Annotated in this window: 22 protein-coding genes and 1 pseudogene; 11 read left to right on the top strand and 12 right to left on the bottom strand. The window is 56.1% G+C overall.

Annotated features, from left to right (window positions below; all coding sequences use genetic code 11):
• Window positions 1-1380: an ethanolamine permease gene (eat, locus tag FN037_RS06900; protein WP_142501801.1), complete on the bottom strand. Its 1380-nt coding sequence runs from the start codon at window positions 1378-1380 to the stop codon at window positions 1-3.
• Between the two features lie 590 nt (window positions 1381-1970).
• Here eat and mmuP point away from each other — a divergent pair.
• Window positions 1971-3377: an S-methylmethionine permease gene (mmuP, locus tag FN037_RS06895; RefSeq protein WP_142501800.1), complete on the top strand. Its 1407-nt coding sequence runs from the start codon at window positions 1971-1973 to the stop codon at window positions 3375-3377.
• Window positions 3364-4296: a homocysteine S-methyltransferase gene (gene mmuM, locus FN037_RS06890; protein ID WP_142501799.1), complete on the top strand. Its 933-nt coding sequence runs from the start codon at window positions 3364-3366 to the stop codon at window positions 4294-4296. The genes mmuP and mmuM overlap by 14 nt, the downstream gene beginning before the upstream one ends.
• Before the next feature lie 87 nt (window positions 4297-4383).
• On the opposite strand, the gene fbpC is transcribed toward mmuM, so the two are convergent.
• The 6 genes from fbpC to FN037_RS06860 form a co-directional block, all read right to left on the bottom strand.
• Window positions 4384-5430, bottom strand: coding sequence for a ferric ABC transporter ATP-binding protein (gene fbpC, locus FN037_RS06885; protein WP_024130614.1), 1047 nt, complete (start codon window positions 5428-5430; stop codon window positions 4384-4386).
• Between the two features lie 11 nt (window positions 5431-5441).
• Entirely contained in the window at window positions 5442-7520 is a 2079-nt protein-coding gene (locus FN037_RS06880; protein WP_142501798.1) for an ABC transporter permease, read from the bottom strand.
• 70 nt (window positions 7521-7590) lie between these two features.
• Window positions 7591-8622: an ABC transporter substrate-binding protein gene (locus FN037_RS06875; protein WP_142501797.1), complete on the bottom strand. Its 1032-nt coding sequence runs from the start codon at window positions 8620-8622 to the stop codon at window positions 7591-7593.
• Window positions 8619-9923, bottom strand: a complete 1305-nt coding sequence (gene uhpC, locus FN037_RS06870; RefSeq protein WP_142501796.1) for an MFS transporter family glucose-6-phosphate receptor UhpC — start codon at window positions 9921-9923, stop codon at window positions 8619-8621. Before uhpC ends, FN037_RS06875 begins: the two co-directional genes overlap by 4 nt.
• 85 nt (window positions 9924-10008) lie before the next feature.
• Complete coding sequence (locus FN037_RS06865; protein WP_142501795.1) at window positions 10009-11550, bottom strand: MASE1 domain-containing protein; 1542 nt, start codon at window positions 11548-11550, stop codon at window positions 10009-10011.
• Window positions 11550-12179, bottom strand: coding sequence for a response regulator transcription factor (locus tag FN037_RS06860; protein WP_138358271.1), 630 nt, complete (start codon window positions 12177-12179; stop codon window positions 11550-11552). Before FN037_RS06860 ends, FN037_RS06865 begins: the two co-directional genes overlap by 1 nt.
• Window positions 12180-12630: 451 nt before the next feature.
• On the opposite strand from FN037_RS06860, the pseudogene FN037_RS06855 reads away from it, so the two are divergent.
• Window positions 12631-12717, top strand: a pseudogene (locus FN037_RS06855) (taurine transporter subunit); the annotation flags it as partial.
• Window positions 12714-13565 carry a taurine dioxygenase gene (tauD, locus tag FN037_RS06850; RefSeq protein WP_142501794.1) on the top strand — a complete coding sequence of 284 codons (852 nt, stop codon included), beginning with the start codon at window positions 12714-12716 and terminating at the stop codon, window positions 13563-13565. The pseudogene FN037_RS06855 and the gene tauD, both read left to right, overlap by 4 nt.
• Window positions 13566-13654: 89 nt before the next feature.
• Here tauD and FN037_RS06845 read toward each other — a convergent pair whose 3' ends face one another.
• The 3 genes from FN037_RS06845 to ampH all read right to left on the bottom strand — a co-directional run bounded on the left by FN037_RS06845 (window position 13655) and on the right by ampH (window position 17742).
• The gene (locus FN037_RS06845; protein ID WP_142501793.1) at window positions 13655-15373 is read right to left on the bottom strand and encodes a lysophospholipid acyltransferase family protein; all 1719 of its coding nucleotides are present in this window, start codon (window positions 15371-15373) and stop codon (window positions 13655-13657) included.
• A 124-nt stretch (window positions 15374-15497) separates the two neighbouring features.
• Window positions 15498-16472 (bottom strand): porphobilinogen synthase, encoded by a 975-nt coding sequence (hemB, locus tag FN037_RS06840; protein WP_138358265.1) that lies wholly within the window; start codon window positions 16470-16472, stop codon window positions 15498-15500.
• Between the two features lie 109 nt (window positions 16473-16581).
• Window positions 16582-17742 (bottom strand): D-alanyl-D-alanine-carboxypeptidase/endopeptidase AmpH, encoded by a 1161-nt coding sequence (ampH, locus tag FN037_RS06835; RefSeq protein WP_138358263.1) that lies wholly within the window; start codon window positions 17740-17742, stop codon window positions 16582-16584.
• Window positions 17743-17960: 218 nt separating this feature from the next.
• Between ampH and FN037_RS06830 the strand changes: the two genes are divergently transcribed.
• The 3 genes from FN037_RS06830 (at window position 17961) to FN037_RS06820 (ending at window position 20937) form a co-directional block, all read left to right on the top strand.
• Window positions 17961-18473, top strand: a complete 513-nt coding sequence (locus tag FN037_RS06830) for an isochorismatase family protein (protein WP_171034794.1) — start codon at window positions 17961-17963, stop codon at window positions 18471-18473.
• A gap of 118 nt (window positions 18474-18591) precedes the next feature.
• The gene (gene sbmA, locus FN037_RS06825) at window positions 18592-19812 is read left to right on the top strand and encodes a peptide antibiotic transporter SbmA (RefSeq protein ID WP_138358259.1); all 1221 of its coding nucleotides are present in this window, start codon (window positions 18592-18594) and stop codon (window positions 19810-19812) included.
• 18 nt (window positions 19813-19830) lie between these two features.
• Window positions 19831-20937, top strand: a complete 1107-nt coding sequence (locus FN037_RS06820; RefSeq protein ID WP_142501792.1) for a DUF1615 domain-containing protein — start codon at window positions 19831-19833, stop codon at window positions 20935-20937.
• Here the strand turns inward: FN037_RS06820 and FN037_RS06815 are convergent.
• Window positions 20934-21236 carry a DUF2755 family protein gene (locus FN037_RS06815; protein ID WP_138358255.1) on the bottom strand — a complete coding sequence of 101 codons (303 nt, stop codon included), beginning with the start codon at window positions 21234-21236 and terminating at the stop codon, window positions 20934-20936. The two genes, FN037_RS06820 and FN037_RS06815, sit on opposite strands and share 4 nt — an antisense overlap.
• 254 nt (window positions 21237-21490) lie before the next feature.
• Here FN037_RS06815 and FN037_RS06810 point away from each other — a divergent pair, with 254 nt between their 5' ends.
• Window positions 21491-21700, top strand: a complete 210-nt coding sequence (locus tag FN037_RS06810) for a DUF2754 family protein (RefSeq protein WP_138358253.1) — start codon at window positions 21491-21493, stop codon at window positions 21698-21700.
• 86 nt (window positions 21701-21786) lie between these two features.
• On the opposite strand, the gene ddlA is transcribed toward FN037_RS06810, so the two are convergent.
• Complete coding sequence (ddlA, locus tag FN037_RS06805; protein ID WP_138358251.1) at window positions 21787-22884, bottom strand: D-alanine--D-alanine ligase; 1098 nt, start codon at window positions 22882-22884, stop codon at window positions 21787-21789.
• 99 nt (window positions 22885-22983) lie between these two features.
• Between ddlA and FN037_RS06800 the strand changes: the two genes are divergently transcribed.
• The 3 genes from FN037_RS06800 to idnO all read left to right on the top strand — a co-directional run bounded on the left by FN037_RS06800 (window position 22984) and on the right by idnO (window position 25979).
• On the top strand, window positions 22984-23667 hold the full coding sequence (locus tag FN037_RS06800) for an extensin family protein (RefSeq protein ID WP_142501791.1): 684 nt from the start codon (window positions 22984-22986) through the stop codon (window positions 23665-23667).
• Window positions 23668-23836: 169 nt separating this feature from the next.
• Window positions 23837-25036: a multidrug efflux MFS transporter gene (locus tag FN037_RS06795; RefSeq protein WP_138358247.1), complete on the top strand. Its 1200-nt coding sequence runs from the start codon at window positions 23837-23839 to the stop codon at window positions 25034-25036.
• Between the two features lie 178 nt (window positions 25037-25214).
• Complete coding sequence (gene idnO, locus FN037_RS06790) at window positions 25215-25979, top strand: gluconate 5-dehydrogenase (protein WP_138358245.1); 765 nt, start codon at window positions 25215-25217, stop codon at window positions 25977-25979.
• Window positions 25980-26002: the final 23 nt, after the last annotated feature.

Here is a 26002-nt window from a genome sequence, read left to right as displayed (position 1 = left end):
TCAGGAGACCGTACGTAACTGCGGGTCCGCTGCCGCACGCTCGCGGGCTGCGGCGGTCTTGCGGAACCACAGATAGCCGCCGAGCATCATGGCGGCGAAAATCAGCGCCAGCAGGGTGTTGTACCAGACCATCGCCACCAGACAAAGAACCGCCATCGCCAGCGCAAAGGCAGGGGCCCACGGATAGAGCGGCGCGCGGAACGGTCGAATGAGCTTCGGTTCGCTGCGGCGCAGTTTAAACAGTGCCGCCATTGAGATGATATACATAACAATCGCGCCAAATACCGACATGGTGACGATGCAGGCGGTCAGCGGCATTCCGCTGATGGTTATCAATGAATCGGAGAAAATAGCGGCGATACCAATGACGCCTCCGGCGAGGATCGCCAGATGCGGAGTACGGGTGCGGCGATTAATCGTTGCCAGGCTCGCTGGCAGATAGCCCGCGCGCGCCAGGGAGTATATCTGCCGCGAGTAGCCCATAATAATACCGTGGAAAGACGCCACCAGACCAAACAGTCCCAGCCATACCAGCATATGCAGCCAGCCGCTGCTGTTGCCAACCACTATTTTCATCGCCTGCGGCAGCGGGTCGTTAATATTTGCCAGGGTTCTCCAGTCGCCGACGCCGCCGGCAAAGACCATCACGCCAATCGCCAGTACGGTCAGGGTCAGAATACCGCCGCCCAGCGCGCGGGGAATGGTGCGCTGCGGATCTTTGGCTTCTTCGGCGGCCATTGAGGCGCCTTCAATGGCCAGAAAGAACCAGATCGCAAACGGGATTGCGGCAAACATGCCTGGCAACGCCAGACCGCTGAAGCTCTCCGCGCCCGCCCAGCCGTTAGCGGTAAAGTGGCTCCAGGAGAAGCCCGGCGCGACGACGCCCATAAATACCAGCAGCTCGAAGATCGCCAGCAGGGTGACCACCAGCTCAAAGGTGGCGGCGATACCAACACCGAGAATATTCAGCGTCATAAAGATAATGTAGGCGCCGCAGGCGACCCATTTGGGGTCCAGCGCCGGAAACTGCACGTTAAGGTAGGCGCCGATGGCCATGGCAATGGCGGGCGGGGCAAAGACAAATTCAATCAGGGTCGCGAACCCGGCAATAAAACCGCCGGTCGGGCCAAAGGCGCGGTAGGCGTAAGCAAAAGGCCCGCCTGCGTGCGGGATGGCGGTCGTCAGTTCGGTAAAGCTAAAAATAAAGGCGCAGTACATGGCGGCGATCGCCAGCGCGACGATCATAAAGCCCAGTGTTCCCGCCTGAGACCAACCGTAGCTCCAGCCAAAATACTCCCCGGAAATAACCAGCCCAACGGCGATTCCCCATAAGCGGAAACTGCCGAGCGTTCTTTTTAGTGTTGTGGTTTGTGTTGTCATATTTGATGCCTCGCCAGATAAAGAAACCCGGCTCATCACGTTGTTTTATTTGTATTTGTTTGTTTATATCCGGGCTGCGCTCAAGAACGCCCTGGTGAGCGATCCGTAAGGAAAAATCAGCGAGTCAATCCTCATGTACGATGCGTACGCCCCGGTTTCTGCGTGCTGTCCATGCCCAAACTGCTTACAACAATTACGCCTGATGAGCCTGACATTTCAGATATCTGATGAGTGCAAGGAGAGTGCCAGGTTATAACAACAATAAATATGCGTATTTCGTTGGCAGACGATCCAAAAAGGGGCCGATTGCACGTGGAGAGGCGTTCATGATGGTGCAATTGCCCGCAAATGTAGCATTTCCGTTGGGCAAATCCCGGTAAAGGGATTAACTGTCGATCAGTACCGCCTTTTTGCACTGGACGCGAATATTTCCTGGCTTGCGTTCCTGAGCCATTGTACTGCAGCGTGGGTGCTTTGGCTGGGGAGTGGCTTGCGAGCGAGAACGCGGCATTTTTGCAATTTCCCGGCAGGCGCGGTATAAGGTAATATCTTATTTGGATGTTTAGATGTCTATACGCCCATGGGGTCATATGCAAACAACACAACAACAAGGTGAGCAGCTCAAGCGTACCATGAAAACGCGCCACCTGGTCATGCTCTCTCTGGGCGGCGTTATTGGTACAGGGTTATTCTTTAATACCGGCTATATTATCTCCACCACCGGGGCGGCCGGTACGCTGCTGGCCTATCTCATCGGCGCGCTGGTAGTCTGGCTGGTGATGCAGTGTCTGGGCGAACTCTCCGTGGCGATGCCGGAAACCGGGGCATTTCACGTCTATGCCGCACGTTATCTTGGTCCGGCGACGGGCTACACGGTGGCCTGGCTTTACTGGCTGACCTGGACCGTGGCGCTCGGCTCCAGCTTTACCGCCGCCGGATTCTGCATGCAGTACTGGTTTCCACAAGTCCCGGTGTGGATCTGGTGCGTGGTTTTCTGCCTGGTCATCTTCGGTCTGAACGTGATCTCTACGCGCTTTTTTGCCGAGGGAGAGTTCTGGTTCTCGCTGGTGAAAGTGATCACCATCGTCGTTTTTATTATTCTCGGCGGCGCGGCGATATTCGGCATTATTCCGATGCAGGATGGTTCTCCGGCTCCAGGATTGCGCAATATTACTGCGCAAGGGTGGTTCCCGCACGGCGGCCTGCCGATCCTGATGACCATGGTGGCGGTGAATTTCGCCTTCTCCGGTACTGAACTTATCGGTATTGCCGCAGGTGAAACGGAAAATCCGCGTAAAGTGATACCGGTGGCCATTCGCACCACCATCGCGCGGTTGATTATCTTCTTTATCGGTACCGTATTTGTGCTGGCGGCGCTGATCCCGATGGAGCAGGCGGGAGTGGAGAAAAGCCCGTTTGTGCTGGTATTTGAGAAGGTGGGTATTCCTTACGCGGCGGATATTTTTAACTTCGTGATCCTGACGGCGATTCTGTCGGCGGCGAACTCCGGGCTTTATGCTTCCGGGCGGATGCTGTGGTCGCTATCCAATGAAAAAACGCTACCGGCCTGTTTTACCAAATTGACCAAAAATGGCGTGCCGCTGACGGCGATTTCGGTGAGTATGCTTGGCGGTGTGCTGGCGCTGTTTTCCAGCGTGGTGGCACCGGATACGGTGTTTGTTGCGCTGTCGGCCATTTCCGGTTTCGCCGTGGTGGCGGTATGGCTGAGCATTTGTGCTTCGCACTTTATGTTCCGTCGTCGTCACCTGCAGCAGGGGAAAGCGCTCAGCGAGTTACACTATCGTGCTCCCTGGTATCCGTTGGTGCCGGTTCTGGGATTTGTGCTTTGCCTGGTGGCCTGTATTGGCCTGGCGTTTGATCCGAGTCAGAGGATTGCGCTGTGGTGTGGGATCCCGTTTGTGGCAGTGTGTTATGGTGCGTATTATCTGACTCGTTTACGGAAACTCACCCAGGAGCCTCAACATGTCGCAGAATAATCCGTTAACCGCCATCCTTAACGTACAGCCCTTTATCCTGCTGGACGGCGCGATGGCGACGGAGCTGGAAGCGCGCGGCTGCGATTTAGCCGACAGCCTGTGGTCGGCGAAAGTCCTGGTTGAAAACCCGGAGCTTATTCGCGAAGTCCACCTCGACTATTTCCGCGCTGGCGCGCAGGTAGCGATTACCGCCAGCTACCAGGCAACCCCGGCGGGCTTTGCCGCCCGTGGGTTTAACGAAGCGCAGTCGAAAGCGCTGATTGGCAAGAGCGTCGAACTGGCACGCAAAGCGCGGGAAGCGTATCTGGCTGAGAACCCGCAGGCGGGCACGCTGCTGGTGGCGGGTTCCATCGGGCCATATGGCGCGTATCTGGCCGACGGTGCGGAATATCGCGGGGATTACGTATGTACTCCCGAAACGTTCCGGGCTTTTCATCGCCCGCGTGTGGAAGCGCTGCTGGATGCGGGCGTTGACCTGCTGGCCTGCGAAACGCTGCCGAATTTTATTGAGATTAAAGCGCTGGCCGAGTTGTTAACCGAATATCCGCGGGCGCGGGCATGGTTTTCGTTTACGCTGCGCGACAGCGAGCATCTGAGCGACGGTACGCCGCTGCGTGACGTGATTTCCGTGCTGGAAAACGATGCGCAGGTGGTGGCGGTGGGGATTAACTGTATCGCTCTGGAACAGACTCTCCCTGCGCTGCAGCATCTGCATAGCCTGACCGCGCTGCCGCTGGTGGTTTATCCCAATTCGGGCGAGCGGTACGATGCGGTAAGCAAAACCTGGCATCATCACGATGAAGCGTGCACCACGCTGGCGGAGTATTTACCGCAGTGGCTGGCGGCGGGTGCGAAGCTGATTGGCGGCTGTTGCCGGACGACGCCGAAGGATATTGCTGAATTGAACGCGCAACGTTGAGTGTGTGCCGGGTGGCGGCTGATCCTTACCCGGCCTGCAACGTGCACGAACCGCAGGCCGGGTAAGCGTCGCTCCACCCGGCATCAATTACACTGCGTCTGCTAAAACAAACATCCCGTACGGGTGGATTTCGAGGTAATAATTTTCCCCCACGTCCGGCTGCAATCGGGTGGCGTTAACCTGCAATAAAATCTCCTGTCCGTGCCACGCCACCGTCACCTCATACTGCGGCCCCATATAGGCGACATGCTGAATCACACAGCGCTGGCTCTCTTCGCCGCGATCGCTCAAGGTAATCGCTTCCGGGCGCACGCCAACGGTGCCGGAACCCTGGGCGGCAAAGTGCGCCGGGCGCGGCAGCCGATAGCCGTAGATATCCACATACTCCTGACTGAACGTCGCCGGGAACAGGTTGGCATCGCCCATAAAGCTCGCCATAAAGCGTGAGGCAGGTTGACGGTAGAGATCCTGCGGCGAACCGATCTGCATAATATGTCCCTTGTTCATCACCAGTACGGTATCCGAAACCGCAAAGGCTTCGCTCTGATCGTGGGTGACGTACAGCGAGGTGATATCAAACTGCTTTTGCAGTTCGCGGATCTTGTCGCGCATGCTGCGACGCAGGTTGGCGTCAAGGTTACTTAACGGCTCATCAAACAGCAGCACCTTCGGCTTGAGGATCAGCGCGCGCGCCAGCGCCACGCGCTGCTGCTGACCGCCGGAGATCTGATCAACATAGCGGTCTTCGAATCCTTCCAGATCCACCATCGCCAGCGCCTCTTGCACACGGGCTTTCACTTCGCTGCGCGACACGCCAAGCATCTTCAGACCGTAGCCGACGTTTTCCCCCAGCGACATGTGCGGGAACAGGGCATAAGACTGAAAGACCATACAGATATCACGCTGCTGAATAGAGCGATGGGTGACGTCTTCGCCATCAATGAAAATCTGTCCTTCGCTCGGTTTTTCCAGCCCGGCCACCAGACGCAAAATGGTCGTTTTGCCGCAGCCGGAAGGGCCGAGCAGCGTCACCATTTGCCCCTGCGGGATGGTGAGATTGATATTATCGATAACCGTGTTGCTGCCGAATCGTTTGGTGACGTTGCGCAGTTCAACAAAATTTTTCTGACTCATAGTGCGCTCCATTACGCCTGGTTTTTGGCTTTTGAACGGGAGATACGCGCTTCCCCGATCAGCCAGTCAAAGATGAAAATAATCGCCAGCATCACCACGATCAGAATCGAGCCGTAGGCGATCGCCACGCCGTATTCGCCGTCTTCCACGCGGTTGAGGATGTAGGCCGTCGCCACGCGGGTGTCTGGCGTGACGAGGAATACAATGGCGCTGACGGTGGTAATGGCGCGCACAAAGCTGTAGATCAGCGCTGAGAGGATCGCCGGGCGCAGCAGCGGCAGCAGGATGTGCGTGATGGTGCGCAAGCTCCCGGCGCGCAGGCTGAGCGACGCTTCATCCAGCGATTTATCGATCTGGCCTAATCCGGCGATCCCGGCGCGAATCCCAACCGGCACGTTACGCATCACCATCGAAATAATCACAATCGCCGCCGTTCCGGTGAGGTACACCGGGGCGCTGTTAAAGGCGAGGATGTACGACACGCCCGCCACGGTGCCCGGTACGGCGAAGCACAGCATGGTGGTGAACTCGATAGTCTTTTTGCCTTTGAACTGCTGGCGTACCACAATCCAGGCGATCAGCAGACCGAAGATGGCGGTGATCGGCGCGGCAATTCCGGCGTAGAGCAACGTATCAAGCAGGGAAGGCCACGCGCCGTCGCTCATTCCCTGGCCGAACAGCTTGATAAAGTTCGCCAGCGTCAGGGTGTAATCCACGCCCCAGTTGACGGTGAAGCTACCGTAGAAAATGCTGCCATAGAGCAGGGCGTTGAAGGCTATCCACACGGCCAGAATGGCGATGACGCTCCACACCAGGGTGATCGGCAGCGGCTGGACGTCGCCACGGTACGATTTCCCGGAGACCGTGACGTAAGAGCGCTTACCGATCCACATATACTGCACACAGAACACCAGCAGCGAGAACAGCAGCAGGAACGCGCCCAGCGTACTGGCGGCCTGATAATCAAGCTGCGAACCGGTGATATAGAAATAGATCTGCGTCGCCAGCACGTCGAAGTTACCGCCGAGCACCAGCGGGTTACTGAAGTCGGCCAGCGACTGGACGATAACAATTAAGAACGCGTTGGCCAGCGCGGGTTTCAGCAGCGGGACAAATACGCCGTTAAAGGTCTGCCAGCGGCTGGCGCGCAGGGTATATGACGCTTCTTCCAGCGATGGATGGATAGTTTTGATTGCCCCGTCGAGGATCATAAACGCCATCGGCGTAAAGGCCAGCACCTGCGCCAGCCAGATGCCGGTAAACCCGTACAGCCAGTTGGTGTTGGTTAGCCCGAACCACTCGACCATCAATTCGGTGACGTAGCCGGAGCGTCCCATCATCAGCGTAACGCCTAAACCCACGACAAACGGCGGCGTGACGATTGGCAGAATCGAGAAGATGCGGCCAATAACGGCGCTGCGTCTGGCGATGCGGGTGGTGTAAATCGCCAGCACCAGGCCGAAGAAGGTACAGCCTACGCCCACCGCAATCGACAGGGCGATGGAGTTAAGGATCACCTGGACAATATGCGCCTGCGACAGCACCGCTATAAACGCCAGCGGGGCAAATTCACCGGCGTCGTTGGTGAACATCGGGATGAAAATCGCGATACTCGGCCAGACGATAAAGACGCCGATCAGCGCCACAATGGCGGTGAGTGAGCCGATCACGAAGCGATCGCCGCCCAGCCATTCCAGACGGGTCAACGCCAGCGTCATGATCGCGCCCAGCGCGACGAACAGCACGATAGTGGCGTAGCCTAAACCACGGCCTTCAACGGTGGCGCTGACGACGATAAAGGCCATACACAACAGCGCCCAGCCCGCATCAAGGTAATGGCGGCTGCGCTGTTCGCGCCTGGCTTCATGGAACGGGCGAATCAGCAGCAGGCTTGGCAGCAGATACCACAGCCAACTGATATTGCGCTGTGACCAGCCGTAGGACTCAAGGATTTCATCGCCCGTGGACTCCAGCAGGCCGTAATCCAGGCTCCAGCTCGGCAGCAGGGCAAACGCCAGCCAGCCCAGCAGAACCCAAAAGAATATCGCATCCCGTTTTTTCACGGGATGGTGTGCAAGTGTGTGTGACATAGCGGTTCCGGTGTCGTAGGCCGGGTAAGGCGTTTACGCCGCCACCCGGCAAATGAACGCAAATGTGGGCTTATTTACCCATCTTCACTTCGCTAACCCACTTATTGATCAACGCCTTACGGACATCGGTCGAACCGTATTTATCCATGTCGTAGTTGATCAGTTTCAGGTTGTCGAGCTTCAGCGAGTTTGGTGACGTTTCTGCGGTGGTATTGGTCAGGATCTGATAAGACTTGCCTTTTTTCCACGCCAGCTCCTGGGCATCTTTTGACAGCACCCAGTCCACGAACAGTTTGGCGTTATCAAGATTACGCGCGCCTTTCAGAATGCTGACGCCGCCAATTTCATATCCGGTGCCTTCGCACGGAGAGATCAGCTCCAGCGGCGCGCCCTGTTCTTTTTCCAGCGAATAGTCGTGCAGGAAGCCGATGCCGATAGCGGTTTCGCCACGGGCGGCGTTACGTGCCGGGGCAATACCGGATTTGGTGTACTGAGAGACGTTGGCGTTGAGCTGTTTCAGGTAATCAAAGGCCTGATCTTCTCCCCATAGCTGGGCGAAGGTCGCCAGCGCGGTATACGCGGTGCCTGAACTTTGCGGGTCGGCAATCTGGATCTCGCCTTTGTATTCCGGTTTGGTCAGATCCTTCCAGCATTTTGGCACCGGCAGATTTTTCTCTTTCAGGCGCTGGGTGTTGACGCCAAAACCGAGAATACCGACATACACCGCCGAGGAGTAGTTGCCTTTTAGCTTCGCCGGATCGCGGAATTTTTCCATGATCTGCTCAAGATTGGGTGACTTGTAGGGTTGCAGCAGCCCCATTTCACCGGCCTGAGACTGCGGATCCAGCGTCCCGCCGTACCAGACGTCCGCCTGCGGGTTTTTCTTCTCGGCGTCGACTTTCGCCAGCGTACTGCCGGAGCCGTTGCGAATAAACGACGTTTTGACGTCATATTTGTCGCCAAACGCTTTGGTTTCCGCTTCGCACATTTCGTTGGTGGCGCTGCAATAAACCACCAGGCGGCCTTTGGCCTGCGCGGCGCCGGTTAAGGTTGCCAGCGCAATGCCGGATGCAATCAGGGTAGAGGTAAGCGTCAGTTTCATTGTTTTATCCTTTGACTTAGCGAAGTAGTGATGCCCGCCATCAACAGCGGCATCAGCAATAAACCCATCAGTACGGCAGTGATCGAGAGCAGACTGAACATGCCCGACCAGCCGTAGCGTTCAATGACCCGCGACAGAGGCCAGCCCGCCAGCGCTGCTCCCAGATAGGCGAACAGGCCGAGAAACCCGGTGATGGAACCGGCCGCCGCTTTGTGCCCGCACTCGACGGCGGCAAGGCCAATCAACATTTGCGGGCCAAAAACGAAAAAGCCCACCGTAAAGAAACAGACCGCCAGCAGTGCGTAATGGTGTACCGGCGCTAACCACAACGCGGCGACGGACACCATCAACCCCAGCGTGAACAGCAAAATCATCGGCGCGCGCTGGCCGCTGAACAGCAAATCCGACCCCCAGCCGGCGAACAACGCGCCGAGCAGGCCGCCCATTTCAAACAACATCACTGTGGCGTTGGCGCTGAGCAGATTGACGCCGTGGCTTTCCGTGAGCCAGATATTGCCCCAGTCGTTAAGGGCGATGCGGATCAGGTAGACCAGCACATAGGAGACGCCCAGTAGCCAGATCATCGGGTTTTTCAGCATCGTGGTGCGTAACATTTGCCACAGTCCCATCGGCGGGCTTTGTTGCTCCTGGCGTAGCTCTAACGGGTCATTACGCCAGGTACCTACTGACGGTAAGCCCTCTTCCTGCGGCGTGCCTTTCAGCTGTAGTGTGAGCCAGATACCTAATGCCATGCTGATGATCCCCGGCGCCAGCATCGCCGCCTGCCAGCCCCACCAGTGGGCGGCGAAAGCGCTAATCAGCGGGATAATCGCCCCGCCGATGTTGATCGACATATTCCAGCAGCCCCACCAGAAGCCGCGCTCGTTGCGAGAATACCAGTGGGTCAGCAGTCGGGCGCAGGGCGGCCATCCCCAGCCCTGAAAGAAACCGTTCAGCGTCCAGACCGCCAGCAGCAGCGTCAGCGACTCGCCAAAGGCGAACACCACATTCAGCAGACCGGTGGCGAACAGGCCGACGCCCATAAACCAGCGCTGCCCATGGCTGTCGTGCCACAGCCCGGCGGTAAACTTCGATAGGCCGTAGGTCAGGTAAAACAGTGAACCCAACAGGCCGATATCGCCTTTATCGAGTCCCAGATCCGTTTGCAGCGCCGGAAGCACGTAATTCACGCTTTTGCGCGTCAGATAAAACGCGGCGTATCCGATGACCATGTACATCAGCAAGTGTGGCCGCAGCGTGCGGTAATGCTGGTTGATGTCAGTGACTGAGCGTGGGGGCATGACCGTCTCCGTTTGTGCTGACTATAGGAAAACGAAAGTGAAAGGGGATGGGAGAAAGTCTGGAGTGACTAAGACTTTTTCCTGGCTAGTGCGCGGTTTGTTGCAAATTTGTGGGCAGGTTAACAATTACCCGCGTGCCGCGCCGCGATTCGAGCATCAGTTCGCCGCCCAACGCGTTAACCCGTTCGCGTATCCCTTGAATGCCGAATCCCGGTACGTTTTCAGGCTGGATGCCGGTGCCGTTGTCCCGTACTTCCAGATAGAGGGTCTGTTTCTGCTGGCGTAACAGAATCGAGACTTCACTGGCTTCGGCGTGTTTGCAGACGTTGTTCAGCAGTTCCTGCAACAGGCGGTAGAGGGTAAACCTGATGGTTTCATTTTCCGGGGTATGCGTAAGGCGATATTCAAACTGGCAGCGAATCCCTCGCTCGGGGAAGGCGAATTCGTTAACCAGATGAAGCAGTGCTTCCTGAAACGACAGTTCATCCAGCGCGGGGGGACGTAGCTGGCGTAACAGCTGGCGGGTAGAGTGGTGAATACGGCGGGCGAGATCGTTTATCTGGCTGGCGGCGGCCTGCGTCTGCACCGGATCGCGCGCCCGTTTCACCAGCTGTGACTGGATCTGAATGGCGGTGATGTTCTGGCCGATCTCGTCGTGCAGCTCGCGCGCCAGGTTTTTGCGTGTATCCTCTTCGGTGTGGATCAGCTTTTCGGTCAGCGCCCGGCGCGCCGCCAGCTCTGCTTCCAGACGCTGGCGATAGTGGTGCAGGTTTTGCGCCAGATGCTGCTGGCGGCTGATGGCGATCCCCAGCCCTATGCCGAGTAGCGCCTGGGTAGCGAGAAAAATCTCCAGCTCGACCAGGTTGTTAAACCCGACGCCGACCTGGCGGGCGATGGTGATCATCATGCTGCCCAGCAGGCCGGAGAGCACGCCGCCCTGCCAGCCAAACTTCCACGCCATCACCACGTTAGGCAGGAACACCACGATCAGCAGCAGGCGTTCAATTTCCGGCGACAGCACCATTTGCGTGCCGATGCCGATAATAAAGAACAGGCTGCACCAGATGATCAGCGAAGTGCGCAGCGGCGGGTTGTTGGTATCCAGCCCCAACAGATGATAACGGTGCTGCTGGCGTAAAAATTCAAATACCAGATAAACAAAGGGGGTGAGCAGCACGCCGCCGGTAAACGACGCCAGGCCAGTCAGCATCGCCGGGCTTTTTATAAAGGGCGACAGCAGGGCGGTATTCAGCAGCGAGGCCAGCGTGACGGCGGCCAGCAGCAGCGTGAGACGCTGCCAGTACAGAGGAAAACGGTGCCAGAATTTTTGTCCGATGCTGGCCGGGATCAGGCAGATCAGCGGCGCCGCCAGCAGGACGTAGCCGCTGAGCAATTGCTCGCTATGGAGCCATAACGGCATCAGCACCGGCGGCAGTATCAGCGCGGGCCAGTAACGGCGGGAGAGTAAAATCAACAGCGCAAGATAAACGCCGTGCGGCAAAAAGAGCGCCGCCTGTTGGCCGTTATGGGTCAGGTAAAAGCCCAGCGTCCATAGCATCAGCCAACCTGTTCCCCAGGCCAGCAGGATAAACAGTGAGATCACCCAGTAACGCACGCCGCGAGACATCAGTGCCCCGTCAGCAACTGGTGGTCGAGGGCGAAATGCACCAGCTCGATGGTACTGTGGCACTGCAATTTACCCAGTACGTTAGCACGGTGGACATGAACGGTTTTATGGCTGAGGTCCAGTTTGAACGCGATCTCTTTCACACTGTCGCCTTTGACCAGTAAATCAAAGACTTCGCGTTCGCGAGGGGTTAATACCTCCAGCACCTGCGCCGGCTGTTCGCCGCCGCGTAATGCCCGCAACGCATCGGCGCACAGATAGTGGCCGCCCATGCCGACGGAGCGCACCGCCTGAACCAGCTCTTCCGGCCCGCAGCGTTTGGTGAGATAGCCGCTGGCGCCTGCATCCAGCGCGCTTTGCACGAACGCCGGCGTGTTGTAAATACTGAGGATAATGGCGCGAAAAGCGGGTTTTTTCGCGCGCAGGCGCTTTAACAGGCTTAGCCCGTTTTCGTCCGGCATCGCGATATCCAGCACCGCGACGTTAACGTCATCGCGCAATAATGCGGACCAGGCTTCCGCCGCGCTGCTGAACTGGCCTGCCACCTCCAGATCGTCTTCAAGACTTAACAATTGCGCAAAGCCGGAACGCACCACCACATGGTCATCAACCAGCACCACACGAATCATATGCTTACTCTCTTGCCGAATAATGCCTCTATGATGCCTGCCCCCACTGCGCTGGCAATCAGTCAACTGCGGTTATGCAATGAATGTAACAAAATCGCAATAATTTGCAGGGTGTTGTAGGCCTGATAAGCGCAGCGCCATCAGGCATGGATTGCCGGATGGTGGCGCAAGCCCCTGATCCGGCCTACAGCTCAATGCTAAATACATTTCCACACTAACCATTCCCGTTTTTTTTCTAAAAACGCTTTGCTATTAGCCAGAATTTTTAATTCCTTTATCAAACTCGGCCGCAACGAAATACTGCCCCCATAACAAGACAGGGGAGCAGACAAGAATGGGGATTTCATCGCGTAACGTACTTATTGCCGACGCTGGATGAGTAGCTTCTCGGAAAAACACCCGGATATGGTCACGGCGTTAGCGAAAAGCGCCATCGACGCGTAACGACCCTGTATTTGCGGTGAACGCGTTTATTTTAGCACTGGGTCTGCGTGCGCTTCAGCGCCGCCTGACGCCCTGGCATGGAGAAATACAATGAGTGAACGTCTGAGTATTAGCCCGCTGGGGCCGTATATTGGGGCGCGGATTTCCGGCGTGGATCTGGCTCGTCCGCTGAGCGATAACCAGTTTGAACAGCTGTATCACGCGGTGCTGCGCCACCAGGTGGTTTTTCTGCGTGAACAAGCCATCACGCCGCAGCAACAGCGCGCGCTGGCACAGCGTTTTGGCGATCTGCATATTCATCCGGTCTATCCCCACGCCGAAGGCGTCGAAGAGATTATCGTGCTGGATACCCATAACGATAACCCGCCGGATAACGATAACTGGCACACCGATGTGACCTTTATTGAGACGCCGCCAGCAGGGGCGATTCTGGCGGCAAAGGAACTGCCCTCTACCGGCGGGGATACGCTATGGACCAGCGGTATTGCCGCATATGACGCGCTTTCCGAACCGTTTCGCCAGTTGCTGAGCGGTTTGCGGGCGGAGCATGATTTCCGTAAATCGTTCCCGGAATACAAATACCGCAAAACTAATGAGGAGCATCAGCGCTGGCTTGAGGCGGTAGCAAAACATCCGCCTTTGCTGCATCCGGTGGTGCGTACCCATCCGGTGAGCGGCAAACAGGCGCTGTTTGTGAATGAAGGCTTTACCACGCGAATTGTCGATGTGACGGCGAAAGAGAGCGAGGCGCTGCTTGGATTCTTGTTTGCGCACATCACAAAACCGGAGTTTCAGGTGCGCTGGCGCTGGCAGCCTGATGACGTAGCCATCTGGGATAACCGCGTCACCCAGCATTATGCCAACGCTGATTACCTGCCGCAGCGGCGCATTATGCACCGGGCGACGATTCTGGGAGATAAGCCTTATTATCGTGCTCAGTAGCCGGAAGCAGCGCCGGGTGGTCGTTTCACCCGTGCGTGATACCGTCACCCCATTCCTCTCTCCGGAAGCGAGAGAGATAAAATCGGTGATTATGCCGTCTTCCGGGATTCCAGATGCGCGCCAATATAGCGCTGATAGCGATTCGCTTTCAGATAGGTTAAATCCACCAGCACCAGACCATCCACGCAGTTATTAAAATCCGGGTCGCTGCCGAAATCGATAAACTGCACGCCTCCCGGTTCGCATACTTCCGAATATTGCTTATACAGCGGCGGGATCGCGCAGCCGAGATTGCCGAGCAGAGATTTCAGGCGCACTAAATCATCGTTGTAATCCTCACCGCAAAACTGCGCCAGCACATCGGGCAGCGAAGCGGGATACGGGCGGCGGGACTTAGCCAGCGGGTGCGTTGCGGGGAACCACAGCCGGTAAAACGCCACCAGCAGATCGCGCGCTGTCGGCGGTAGCCCACCGGAAATGGAAACCGGTCCAAACAGATAACGATAGTGCGGGTAGCGCGCCAGATAAGCGCCGATACCCGACCACAAATAGTCCAGCCCGCGGCGTCCCCAGTAACGTGGCTGGATAAAGCTGCGGCCCAGCTCGATACCGTACTGAAGAATATCGGCCATACGCGCGTCGTAATGGAACAGACTGTAGCTGTAGATGCCTTCCAGACCGCGCTTTTCCAACTGCATCGCGGTTGGCATAAAACGGTAAGCGCCGACGATCTCAAGGTCTTCTTCATCCCACAGTATCAGATGCAGATAGTCGTCATCATAGCCGTCAATGTCGCGACGTTTTCCGCTGCCTTCGCCTACCGCGCGAAAGGCGATTTCCCGCAGGCGGCCAAGCTCGCGCAGCACCGGGGCCTCTTCCTGACCATTACGTTGCCAGAGATAAATCACTTTTCCATCCGCCGTTCGCCCCAGTGTTTCCGCTTTATTCAGCTCGCGCTTAAGCAGGGCGCGGTCTTCCGGGCGGGCGATAGCGCTTTCGGTTTTGAATACGCCAGGAAGCCCTTTTGCAAACTGTTCCAGATGGTGATAGCAGCGCTCGGTCAACTCACGAGAGGATCTCAGAGGATCGAACCAGCTTGACCAGGCAATTTGTTGGCCGATGTTGACCGGCAGGCTGCTGTTGCGGCGGCGGAACATTTGCGGCATCAGCAGGAGTAGCGGGAGGTTAGCGGAAACCAGCGTGCTGGCGTAAAACAGCGCGCTGTTGCGTGCGTGGATCCATGCCGGAAGCAGCGGAGCGCGATATTTGGCCGCCAGTTTAATAAATCCGCAGTGCCATCTTTTATCACGGATGCCGCGGCAGGTCAGGCGTGAAACTTCGCCCGCCGGGAAGAAAATCAGCACGCCGCCGTTTTGCAACTGCTGATCCATTTGCTGTAGCGCCGCTTTGGCGGTACGACCATGAATGTTATCGACCGGAATAAACAGCGAGCTCAGCGGCTCAAGATGCGTCAGCATACGGTTGGCGACCACTTTGACATCGCGACGCACCCGGGAGACCGCATAGAGCAGCGCCAGACCGTCAAGCGTGCCGGTGGGATGGTTGGCGATAATGACCAACGGGCCATGTTCGGGGATTTGTTCGAGATCGTGCGCCGGGACAGCGCAGCGGATATTGAGATGTTCAAGTACCTGTTCGACCGTATCCAGTCCTTTCAGGTGAGGATGACGCGCGGCAAATTGTTGAAACTCTTCCTCATGCAGGAGCTTTTTCAGCACCTTTTTTTGCCAGGGCGCAGGCCTAGCCTGAGGCCACAGGTCATCGAGTACATTGTCGAGACTAAACATGATGGCACCTCCTTCGTCCTGCCCAGACAGTAGAAGGCGCAGATGTCGCTCAGATTACAGTTGAATGAAGATTTCGCGGCTCCAGGTGGCGCACTGCGCCACCGGAGAGACGACAATCGCTGAATTAACGCAGGATGTTCTTTTCAGCCAGATCAAGGGCGAAGTAGCTGAAGATCAGATCCGCACCGGCCCGTTTGATGGCGCCTAAGCTTTCCAGCACCACTTTTTCTTCATCAATGGCGCCGGCCTGAGCGGCGAATTTAATCATCGCGTATTCACCGCTCACCTGATACGCCCCCAGCGGCAGGTTGGTACGCTCACGCAGATCGCGCAGAATGTCGAGGTACGGACCGGCCGGTTTAACCATCAGGCAATCGGCGCCCTGGGCTTCATCAAGCAACGATTCGCGGATCGCTTCGCGGCGGTTCATCGGGCTCATTTGATAGGTCTTACGATCGCCTTTCAGCGCGGTTCCGGCGGCTTCGCGGAACGGGCCGTAAAACGATGACGCAAATTTAGTGGAATAGGACATAATCGCCGTATCCGTAAATCCGGCGGTATCCAGCGCCTGGCGAATCGCCTGCACCTGACCGTCCATCGCGGCGGAAGGGGCGATAAAATCCGCGCCGGCGGCGGCGGCAACCACCGCCTGCTTACCGAGATTTTCAAGCGTTTTATCGTTATCGACACCGTGGTCACACAACACGCCGCAATGCCCGTGGGAAGTGTATTCGCAGAAGCAGGTATCGGACATGACAATCATCTCCGGCACCGCGTCTTTGCAGATGCGGGACATGCGCGCCACCAGTCCGTTTTCGTTCCAGGTATCGCTGCCGATGGCATCGGTATGATGGGAGATCCCGAAGGTCATCACCGAACGGACACCGGCGTTGGCGATGCGTTCGATCTCGCGTGCCAGGTGTCTTTCCGGAATACGCATCACGCCGGGCATGGCGTCAATAGCTTTGTAATCGTCGATTTCTTCTTCAACAAAGATCGGCAACACCAGGTCGTTCAAACTCAGTGTTGTCTCTTCAAACATGGCGCGTAGCGAAGCGGATTTACGCAGGCGGCGGGGGCGAGTGATCAAATCTGTCATGGTTTGCCTGATTTTGTGAAATGAAATGAAAAGAACAAGTTTACCTGAATTGAGGCCGGGATGTTTCACCAAAACGATCCTTATCAATCGCCGGAAAACATCCCCCAGACTACTGGCTGGCCGTCTCTAACGCAGGGCGGACGCCACTTAATTCGCCGATCAGCGCATTGATGCCGTCGCTCATATTATTGAAACGCGTTAAAGAGGAACGAGTGACCACCACAAATGCCCCGACATTCGCCTGCGGATTCATCGCCATATAGGTGATAAATCCGCCGCCGCCACCAGTCTTCTGAATAATTCCCGGCAGGCCGTTTTTCGGTTTCATATAGACCCAACCGAGGCCCAGCGCATCCGCTTTGCCCGGTACATCCATCCCGATGACTTTCGTCAACTGGCTACGCTGATAAATCAACGTTTGCATGCGATCCGCCTGCCGTCCGCGAGTGAAAAAATCGGAGGAGAGGAACTGTTGCATCCAGCGCATCATATCGCCAGGCGTGGAATAGACGCCGCCGCTGCCGATGGCCGCAAGGGTGTTGTTGCACGGACTGGCCCCTTTTTCTGGGATCATCAATCGTCGGCATTGATCCGGTGAAGGCGTAAAGGTGGTGTCCTTCATCCCTAATGGACGGGTGATCTGCTCTTCAAATAGCTGAGTATAGGGTTTGCCTGCGGCGGTAGAGAGCGCGTCGGCCAGTAGGTCGAACGCGAGGTTGGAGTAGGCGGCCTGGGTGCCGGGGGCGGCTTTCAGCGTTGCCGTTGATAACCAGTTCCAGCGCTGTTGGCGCGTTGGCCAGACGAACACCGGACGGTGCGCGGCGCCGCCGGGCTGTTCGCGCGGCAGGGCGCTGGTGTGCGTCGCCAGATTGACCAGCCTGATTGGCGTGCCATGATAAGTCGGCACCCTGGCCCCAGGCGGGGCGTATTTGCTCAGCGGGTCGTTGAGCTTCACTATTCCCTGGTCAAGCAGTTTGACCAGCATTTCGCTGGTCATCAGCTTACTTAGGGAGGCGATACGAATCACAGAATCAAGCTGTGGACGCGTATTGTTGCCAGGACGCGTCTCGCCGAAGCTGCGGAATACGCGCTGATTACCATCAATAACCACAAGCGCCATGCCGATCGCGCCGCTGCCGTAATAAATATGGTTAGCGTAACGGTCGACAACATCTGCGGCGAATTCCGGGTCGACGCTCGGTTGCGCGGCCTGGGCCGATGTCCACGAGGCCACGCATAGCGCAGCAAAAATGAGCAGACTACGTTTCAACGGGAGATCCATCCTGATGAAGAAAAACATAGTGCGTATTTATACTACGAAGCGTTGCCGAACAAAGCGGGAATCACGCTAATCTGTGCGGAAAAACGTAACGCGGCGTAAAAAACCTTTTTTACGCTTTTGGATAGCCGATGTTACCCGCGCGCAGGTATGATGATCGCCTGGTTAATGATGGGGCGAAAAAGACGATGGCGGATAAACGGGTCGTAATGGTAGTGGATATGCAAAATGGCGTTTTCGCGACGCCGCGGATTGAGCGCGAGCGCTGCGCTGCGCAAATTAACCGCCTGATAAATGCTGCGGATACCGTTATCTTCATTCAGCACAACGAAGCGGGAGGGCTGGAAGAGGGGAGCGAAGGCTTTGAATTGCTGCCTGAACTGCAACAACCCGCCGACGCGCTGTACGTCACCAAGACCGCCTGCGATGCCTTTTACCACACCCGGCTGGAAGAGGTGCTGCGCGCCCATAACATCAGGCAGTTTGTGATTTGCGGCTGTGCGACGGATTACTGCCTGGATACCACCATCAAAAACGGCAGCAGTCGCGGCTATGCGATTACCGTTGCCGAAGATGCCCACACTACCGCCAACCGCCCGGCGGCGCAGGCGACCACGCTGATTGCCCACTACAACGAAGTGTGGCGTACGCTGACAGTTCCTGGCAATCCTTTACACGTGAAACCCACAGAAACAATTCTTAGCGGATGGCAGACGAACTAAGTCGCTGATATCCGGTCTCATACTGCGCCCACTTTGCTTTGCCGCGATGGCTCTGCGGCGGGCGCTTTTCGCGGTGCATAGCTCAACAAAACGAGAAAGAAGTTAGCAGGAGAGCACGATGTTTAAATCCTTTTTCCCCAATCCGGGGCCGTTTTTTATTTCTGCCTTTATCTGGTCGCTGTTGGCCGTGATCTTTTGGCAGGCGGGAGGCGGCGACTGGCTGCTGCGGTTAGCCGGTGCATCGTCAAATGTCGCCATCAGCGCAGCGCGTTTTTGGTCGCTCAACTATCTGGTGTTTTACGCCTATTATGCGTTTTGCGTCGGCGTTTTTGCCCTGTTCTGGTTCATTTACTGTCCGCACCGCTGGCAATACTGGTCGATTCTCGGCACGTCTCTGATTATTTTTGTCACCTGGTTCCTCGTTGAAGTCGGGGTGGCGGTTAACGCCTGGTATGCGCCGTTCTACGATCTGATTCAGAGCGCGCTGGCGACGCCGCATAAAGTCAGCATTAACCAGTTTTATCAGGAAACGGGTGTTTTTCTCGGCATAGCCTTAATCGCGGTCGTTATTGGCGTGCTGAATAACTTCTTCGTCAGCCATTATGTCTTCCGCTGGCGCACCGCCATGAACGAGCATTATATGGCGCACTGGCAGCATCTGCGCCATATCGAAGGCGCCGCGCAGCGTGTACAGGAAGACACCATGCGCTTTGCCTCAACGCTGGAAGATATGGGCGTGAGTTTTATCAATGCGGTGATGACGCTTATTGCCTTTTTGCCAGTGCTGGTCACGCTCTCTCAACATGTGCCGGATCTGCCGATTGTCGGCCATTTGCCATACGGTCTGGTGATTGCGGCTATCCTGTGGTCGCTGATGGGGACGGGGCTGCTGGCGGTGGTGGGGATTAAGCTACCGGGCCTGGAGTTTAAAAACCAGCGTGTCGAGGCGGCCTATCGTAAAGAGCTGGTGTACGGCGAGGATGATGGATCCCGCGCCACGCCACCGACGGTACGTGAACTGTTCAGCGCCGTGCGTCGCAACTATTTCCGTCTCTATTTCCACTATATGTACTTCAATATCGCGCGTATTCTGTATCTGCAGGTGGATAACGTTTTCGGTTTGTTCCTGCTGTTTCCGTCGATTGTTGCCGGTACGATTACGCTGGGCCTGATGACCCAGATAACCAACGTTTTTGGCCAGGTTCGCGGCTCGTTCCAGTATCTGATTAGCTCCTGGACTACGTTGGTGGAACTGATGTCCATCTACAAACGTCTGCGCAGCTTCGAGCGCGAGCTGGATGGCAAAGCGCTGCAGCCCGTTACGCAAACATTAAGTTAATCAACTCAAGGATGGTTTATGCCGGTAGCGCAATCCAGAATTACGTCTCTCACCCTGACGCTACTGGCCGGTATCGTCCTCAGCGCCTGTTCCAGCAAGCCGACGCCGGTGCTGAAGGAGGGAGAAAAAGCGGTGGATGTTGCGGCGGTGGTGCGGCAGAAAATGCCTGCCAGCGTGAAAGACCGGGAGGCCTGGGCGCAGGCTATCGCCAAAACCTTTGCCAGCCAGAAGCTGGCGCCGACGGAAGAGAACGTCTGTTCCGTACTGGCGGTGGCGCAGCAGGAGTCTAACTATCAGTCAGATCCAGTGGTACCTGGGTTAAGTAAAATCGCCTGGCAGGAGATCGATCGTCGGGCGGAAAAAATGCATATTCCGCTGTTTCTGGTGCATACCGCGCTGAAAATCGGTTCGCCTGATGGCAAAAGCTATAGCGAACGCCTCGATAACGTGAAAACTGAAAAACAGCTGAGCGCGATTTTTGATGATTTTATCGGCATGGTGCCGATGGGGCAGACCCTGTTTGGCTCGCTGAATCCGGTGCATACCGGCGGCCCGATGCAGGTCAGCATCGCTTTCGCTCAGCAGCATACCGACGGTTATCCGTGGAAAATCGAGGGTACCGTGCGTCAGGAGGTATTCAGCCTGCGCGGTGGGCTGTGGTTCGGTACGTATCACCTGTTGAACTACCCGGCGAACTATAGCGTGCCGCTGTATCGCTTTGCCGATTTCAATGCCGGTTGGTACGCCAGCCGCAATGCCGCTTTCCAGAATGCGGTCTCTAAGGCAACGGGCGTGAAGCTGGCGCTGGATGGCGATTTAATTCGCTACGATAGCGACGCGGCTGGCGCCACCGAACAGGCGGTGCGCCGTTTATCCGCACAGTTGGCAATGAGCGATGATGATATCCATCGTCAGTTGAAAAAGGGTGATTCTCTGGCCTTTGAAGAGAGCGATCTCTACAAAAATGTGTTCCGGATTGCGGATAAAAAAGCCGGTAAAAGGCTACCGCGAGAGGTGCTGCCGGGGATCCGGCTTGAGAGCCCGAAAATCACCCGTAATTTGACCACCGCCTGGTTCGCTAAACGCGTTGACGAGCGGCGGGCGAACTGTATGGCGCGCCGTTAGTGGTGGCTGCGCCAGCGGAAAATCAGCCCGCATAGTGCAATTAACAGGCAACCGAGCAGAAACGGGATCAGACCAAACAGGGTCCCGACCAGGAAGCCTATTTCGACTCGCGGGTAGCGGTTATCCTGCATTTGGATCAGATGCTCAAAAACGCCGGGAGCGTGGATCAGCATGCTCAGCATTTGCGCTCCGGCCCAGAAGCAAAACAGCACAAACAGAGCGTAAGCGATGTTGCTGCCGGTGCCAGAGCCCCTTTTTTTGCCGCCAGTAACGGTCTTTGCAAAGGTGAACTCTGCCATATTTACCTCCGTACTTCGCTTTCCTGCCGTTTTGATAACGGCTATATGGCGGCTATTGTGGCAATGGCGGAGGGATTGCAGTATCAGATTGCTGGTAATTTCCGTCCAGGAATGTTCCTGATTTCACCCATTTGCGAACCTGCGACACATTCGTGAAATATAGACCGATATCCCAATGCGCGATAATTCTCAACCCGGCTACAGATCCGTGATGGCGGTTATGCGAAGATGCTTTTTTTGTTGTCGGAGTGGTTATGAAACTCACTGAAAAAATTCGCCGTGACTGGCACTACTATGCGGTCGCGCTGGGGTTGATTTTTATTCTGAATGGCGTGATCGGGCTGCTGGGGGGTGAAACCGAAGGCTGGCGCTCTTACGCGGTGGGACTGGTGACATGGGCGATCAGTTTCTGGATTGCCGGGCTTATTATTCGCCGCCGTCCGGTCGAGGAAGCGCAAAGCTGATATCAGTTCCTCAATGAATATCGTACACATATTTTTGCCCGGCGGCGGTGAATGCCTTACCGGGCAAATCTACCCGCTGCCCGTGATTAATTCATTGATGTTTTTAGCGCGCGGTCGGCGGCATGGCGCTCCAGCGCCAGATCAATCAGTCGGCTAATCAGGCTGGTGTAGTCCAGGCCGCTGGCCTGCCACAGTTTTGGATACATGCTGATATTGGTAAAGCCCGGCAGGGTGTTGATTTCGTTGATCACCACTTCGTTATCGGCGGTCAGAAAAACATCGACGCGGGCCATACCGCTGCAGCCGAGGGTCTGATAGGCGCGTACGGCGATATCGCGAATTTTATCATTGACATCGCTGTCGATTGCCGCCGGAACCACAACCTGCGCGCCCTGATCGTCAATGTATTTGGTGTCGTAGGCGTAGAATTCGCTATTGAGAACGATTTCGCCACAGGTGCTGGCCTGCGGACGATCGTTGCCCAGTATCGCGCACTCGATCTCCCGCCCTTTAATTCCCTGTTCAACCACCACTTTATGGTCAAATTCAAAGGCCAGAACGACGGCCTGCTGATACTGCTCTGCGCTGTTCACCTTGCTGACGCCCACCGAGGAGCCCTGATTCGCCGGTTTAACGAACAGCGGCAGGCCCAGTTGCGCCTGCACATCGGCAAAGCTTACCAGGCTGCGGTTGGCGCGGGTCAGGGTGATAAAAGGCGCAACCGACAAACCGGCATCGCGCAACAGGCGCTTGGTGACATCTTTGTCCATGCAGGCGGCAGAACTGAGTACGTCGGAACCCACAAAGGGTAAGTTAGCCATCCGCAGCATGCCTTGCAGGGAGCCATCTTCTCCGAGCGTACCGTGAACGATGGGGAAGATTACATCGATAGCTGCCAGCGGCTGACCGCTGTCCGCGTTAATCAACTGCTGCGCTTCGCGTCCGGGAATCTGCGCCAGTGTAATATCGGATGGACGCAGGGCGATGTGGGCGGGGTCCTGCGGATTCAGCAGATAGTTACTGGCGTCGTTGATATGCCATTGCCCTTGCTTATCAATCCCCAGCAGAACCACGTCAAAACGCGTTTTATCAATCGCCTCAACGATATTTTTCGCTGATTGTAGCGACACTTCATGTTCTGCAGACTTCCCGCCAAAAACGATCCCAACCCTCATCTTAGCCATTTCAACTTTCATCCTGATGACATCAAAGGGCATAACATAACATGTGAAAGCGCCGCCTGGCTGCCATAATATTCATCTGGTGAAGCATTGGGAGATGGCGTGAAACAAAAAGGCTTTATCGCGCTGTTGGCGCTGCTGGCGGCAGGGTTTTACGGATACCGTTATCTGCCTTCGCAATATAATCCGCTGGCGCCGCTGCGTCTGGAGGACCCGCCGGGATTAATCAGCCAGTATAAGTTGCGGCGGTTAACGCCCGCAAAATGCGCCACGCTGCTGGAGGAGGCTAATCACCGCCAGCTTATCACCAGCCATCCGGTTGCCGACAGCGAGGGAGCGTGCCCTCTGCAAAACGTGGTTCGGGTACGCGACTTTGGTACGGTAAAACTGAGCAGCAGCTTTCTCGCCAGCTGTCCGCTGGCGCTGAGCAGTGCGCTGTATCTGCAACAGCAGGTGAAACCGCTGGCTCGCCAGATGCTGGGAGACGACCTTCGGCAAATCGATCATTTAGGCAGTTTTGCCTGTCGTAATATTTACCATCGTCAGCACGCGCGGCGCAGTGAACATGCCACGGCGGAAGCGCTGGACATCAGCGGTTTCCGATTATCCGATGGCCGACGTATCAGCGTGCTGAAAGGGTGGCATGATGCGACATATCATCCCTGGCTACGGGCGTTGCTTACCAGCGGTTGTCGCTATTACGGCAACGCGTTAGGACCGGACTATAACGCCGCGCATGCCAGTCATTTTCATTTCGGGATGCGCGGTCAGCGCTTCTGTTTCTAAGTAGATCACGCTTTGTACGGTATCTTTTACTGTGGAATTGTTTGTCATGGCGTAATTATGCAACATAAAGCACCAAACTCATCGCCTGGGCATTGCGGGTACTTCGCCGGATAAAGGAAATTGCTAAGCTAGTGGCTCACTGCCGAAAAATTAATGAATACGTGTAGTTATGGAATCCTGGAAGGTTAATCTTATCTCCGTCTGGTTTGGCTGTTTTTTTACCGGACTGGCTATCAGCCAAATTCTCCCCTTTTTGCCGCTGTACATTTCCCAACTGGGCATCACTTCCCACGAAGCGTTATCCATGTGGTCAGGGTTGACCTTTAGCGTGACGTTCCTGGTATCGGCGATTGTCTCGCCGATGTGGGGAAGCCTTGCGGATCGCAAGGGGCGCAAACTGATGCTGCTGCGCGCTTCGCTGGGTATGGCCATCGCCATTTTATTACAGGCCTTTGCCACCAATGTCTGGCAGTTGTTTATCCTGCGTGCGGTGATGGGGCTGACTTCCGGCTATATTCCTAACGCGATGGCGCTGGTGGCGTCTCAGGTTCCGCGGGAGCGCAGCGGCTGGGCATTGAGCACGCTTTCGACAGCGCAAATTTGCGGGGTGATCGGCGGGCCGCTGCTGGGTGGTTTTCTCGCCGATCATGTTGGTTTGCGCGTGGTGTTTATTATCACCGCCGCCCTGCTGACGGTGAGTTTCCTGGTGACGCTGTTTCTGATTAAAGAGGGCACCCGCCCGCAGGTTAGCAAAGCGGAGCGGCTGAGCGGTAAAGCGGTGTTTGCTTCGCTAACTTATCCTGGGCTGGTGATCAGCCTCTTTTTCACCACCCTGGTGATTCAACTGTGTAACGGTTCCATCGGCCCGATTCTTGCGCTGTTTATTAAATCCATGGTGCCGGATAGCAATAATATCGCTTTCCTCGCCGGACTGATTGCCGCCGTGCCGGGGGTTTCTGCGCTGATTTCAGCGCCTCGTCTGGGGAAACTCGGCGATCGGATTGGCACCTCGCGGATTCTGCTGGCCACGCTGTGCTGCGCGGTGGTGATGTTCTTTGCCATGTCGTTTGTCACGACGCCATTTCAGCTTGGCGTTTTGCGTTTTCTGCTCGGCTTTGCCGATGGCGCGATGCTGCCGGCGGTACAAACTTTACTGCTGAAGTACTGTAGCGACAGCGTGACCGGGCGAATTTTCGGTTATAACCAGTCGTTTATGTATCTCGGCAACGTGGCGGGGCCACTGATTGGCGCCTCGGTTTCGGCGATGGCCGGTTTCCGCTGGGTGTTTATCGCGACTGCGATTATCGTGCTTGTTAATATCTGGCAACTGGCGATCATGTTGCGTCGTAGCCGCCGTACTGCTGCGTAATCACCTTTCTCTCGTCTCAACCGGTATTGACCTCACAAGGTAAATGCCGGTTGTTGGGTCTCTTTGGTTCTAAATGTATTACCGATCACAAAACGATCGTTTTTATCTCCTGACCTCTTCCAATATTAACTGTTACGCGTATACAGTTACGCGTAACAGTTATTTAAAAAGAGGTTGTATGAAAAATTTATTTGATTTGTCAGGCAGGCGCGCGCTGATCACCGGTTCTGCCCAGGGGATCGGGAATCTGCTGGCTGGTGGACTTGCAGAGTATGGCGCTGAAATCATTATCAATGACCGTACTCAGGCGCGGGCCGACCAGGCTGCGCAGGTGCTGGTTGCCGAGGGCCATCGCGCCGTAGGGTATGCATTTGATGTCACTCAGGCGGCGGAAGTTGAGCAGGCGATTGCCCGTATTGAAGAGGAAGTCGGAGCAATTGATATTTTAATTAATAATGCCGGTATCCAGCGTCGATTCCCTTTTACCGAATTTCCTGAAGAGGAGTGGGATCGGGTTATTGAAGTTAACCAAAAGGGCGTTTTTCTTGTTTCGCAGCAGGTGGCTAAATATATGATCCCGCGCCGGGCAGGGAAAATAATTAATATTTGTTCGATGCAGAGTGAACTGGGACGTAAAACAATTACTCCTTATGCCGCGTCGAAAGGGGCGGTAAAAATGCTGACCCGCGGAATGTGCGTTGAATTAGCGGAATATAATATTCAGGTTAATGGTATTGCACCGGGATATTTCGCCACCGAGATGACTTCCGCTCTGGTGAATGACGAAGCGTTTTCCGCCTGGTTGTATCAGCGGACTCCAGCGGCGCGCTGGGGAAAACCGGAAGAGTTAATTGGCGCTGCGGTCTATCTGGCTTCCCCAGCGGCAAACTTCGTTAACGGTCATCTGCTGTTTGTGGATGGCGGGATGCTCGCCGCCGTCTGATCTCCGGCACACTGCAGATTGCC

Origin of the sequence: Klebsiella sp. 2680 (assembly GCF_900198535.1) — a bacterium.
In the GTDB taxonomy this organism is placed as follows: Bacteria; Pseudomonadota; Gammaproteobacteria; order Enterobacterales; family Enterobacteriaceae; genus Klebsiella; species Klebsiella indica.
The sequence above is the reverse complement of the archived record's forward strand: the minus strand, read 5'-3'. Positions and strand labels throughout refer to the sequence as shown.